This window comes from Listeria sp. MAN/IMW/UF555 (assembly GCF_058684075.1).
The window spans coordinates 1-2,398 of record NZ_JBZWZS010000008.1; the positions used below are offsets into that span (position 1 = coordinate 1).

Sequence of the window (2,398 nt, forward strand, 5' to 3'; positions counted from 1 at the left end):
GACTCGCATGGCGATGGGCAGGCAAATCTCCGTTTTCCTTACCTGCGACACGGACCGTCGGCGGTGACGCATCCGGCGCTTGTCCCGCCGCTGGCGATCGAGCGCTACCGCGTCCTTGAACCGCACCTCGCCGATGGCATCCCGCTCGCGGACCTCGCCCGCACCGGCACGCTGAGCGAGCGGACGTTGCAGCGCTGGCTCGGGCGCTCCCGTGCCGAAGGACTTGCCGGTCTCGCGCGTCTGCCGCGCAACGATCGGGGCAGGCTGCACCTGCCGGAACATCTGGTCGAACTGACCCGCACTCTCGCCACCAAGCGCCCGCGACCCCCGGTCGCCGCCATTCACCGAAAGGTGCAGGAACTCGCCATCGCGCATGGACACCGAACCCCCAGCTATGCGGCCGTCGCGCGTGTCGTCAGGGCGATACCGGCAAGCCAGATCGCCGCAGCCTCCGATCCGGCCGTCTACCGCGACCAGCACGAGCTAGTGCATCGGCGCGAAGCCGCGACCTCGAACGAGATGTGGCAGGCCGATCATACCGTTCTCGACATTCTCGTGCTCGATGATGCCGGAACCCCGGTGCGTCCTTGGCTGACCGTCATCGTTGACGATCACAGCCGAGCCATCGCCGGTTACTTCCTCAGCCTCGATGCCCCCAGTGCCCTCAACACGGCGCTCGCCTTGCGGCAGGCGATCTGGCGCAAGCCCAATCCCGAATGGATCGTCAGCGGCATTCCCGAACAGCTTTACGTCGACAACGGCTCGGATTTCATCTCCGAGCATATCGAGCAGGCGTGCATCGCCCTCAAAATCCGCCTCATCCATTCGCTGCCGGGGCGTCCTCGCGGGCGCGGCAAGATCGAGCGGCTGTTCCGCACCATCAACGACATGTTCCTGCCCGACCTGCCCGGCCACCTGATCGCGGGCAAGCCGCTGTCGGCGCCAGTGCTCACGCTCGACGAGCTGCGCGCCCGCTTCGAGGCGTTCGTGTGCGGCGTCTATCATCGTCGCCCGCATGGCAGCACCGGCGAACCGCCGATCACGCGCTGGCAGAAGGGCGGGTTCCTGCCCGCAATGCCCGACAGCCTTGAACAGCTCGACATGCTGCTCGTGCACGTGCCCAAGCCCCGTAAAGTGCTGCGCGACGGCATCCGTCTGATGGGCAGGCGCTATGTCGAACCCACGCTCGCGGCCTTCGTCGGCGAGCTGGTCGAGGGGGTATTTGACCCCCGCGACCGGACCGAGATCCACGTCTACCACCAGGGCCGGTTCGTCTGCCGTGCGCTCAGCTCCGAGCACGCTGGGCACCCGTCGTTGCGCGCGATCCAGCGCGCCCGGCGCGGCGCGAAGGAGCGCGACAAGCAGGTGCCTGCCCCCACGGAGACCTTCGATGGCGACCAAGAGGATACGGCTTCCCGGCCCACCACCTACCGAGGGCTCCGGCTCTACGCCGCTGACGATTGAGTTCCTGGTCGAGCAGCCGTTCCTGGCGACCCGCGAACATGCCCGGTTCGTCGAGTTTGCCGAAGCCTGCGCGCACTACCGCTATATCGGCGTGTGTCATGGCCGGCCGGGCGTCGGAAAGACGCGATCGGCGCGCGAGTTTTCCAGCTTCCCCGACCTGGGGGAATATGCCGCGCTCCGTCCCATTGCCGCGCTCCTTGGCGAAAAGGTCGCTCGCTGCCGCGCCGTCTTCTACACCGTGTCGGTCAGCAACACGCCCAAGACGATCGACGCGGTGTTGGGCCTCAACCTCATTAAGCTGGGCTATGCCCGGCTGACGGTCGCGGGCGGCTCGCAGGACGAAATCACCCATGACGCCGCCCGCATCGCCTGCCCCCTCGTCATCGTCGACGAGGCCGACCGCCTGACCATAAAGTCGCTCGAACATCTCCGCGACATGGCCGATCGCCACGGCTTCGGGCTGATCCTGATGGGTATGCCGGGATTGGAGAAGCGCCTCGCCCGCTATGCCCAGATCTACTCGCGGATCGGCTTCGTCCAAGAGTTCAAACCGCTTACCGAGACCGAAATGCGGCTGCTGCTCGCGACCCACGCCGGCGATTTCGGGATCAGCTTCGACCCGGCCCAACTCGACGCGATCGAAGCGCAGGCAGCCGTGATCCGCATCACGCGCGGCAACTTCCGGCTCATGGAGCGCCTGTTCGCGCAGATGCGGCGGATCATGACCCTCAACCGCGTCGAGGAGGTCACCGCTGACATCGTTCAGGCCGCGCGCGATTGCCTCGTCATCGGACCCGGCAACTGACAAATAGCGCGATCAGAACGCCGCCATTTAGCGCGAGCGTTTACACACGAGGGCGGACGCTGTCGCAAATGTCTGTTGCTAATCAGCCGTGTTCCAATGCACATCTGCGACATGCTCCTCGGCTATGCG

Annotated in this window: 2 protein-coding genes; both read left to right on the forward strand. The window is 66.1% G+C overall.

The genetic code is table 11. The annotated features are described in order from the left end of the window. A partial coding sequence (locus tag AC4PG8_RS13795; RefSeq protein ID WP_492170463.1) for a transposase occupies nt 1–1,464 on the forward strand: 1,464 nt, incomplete at its 5' end. Then, a complete protein-coding gene (locus AC4PG8_RS13800; RefSeq protein WP_492170464.1) occupies nt 1,391–2,269 on the forward strand; it encodes an AAA family ATPase in 879 nt (292 codons plus the stop codon). The genes AC4PG8_RS13795 and AC4PG8_RS13800, both read left to right, overlap by 74 nt. Nucleotides 2,270–2,398: the final 129 nt, after the last annotated feature.

Coding starts and splice junctions, on each gene's coding strand:
- AC4PG8_RS13800 (WP_492170464.1), top strand. CDS start 1,391: ATGGCGACCAAGAGGATACGGCTTCCCGGCCCACCACCTACCGAGGGC.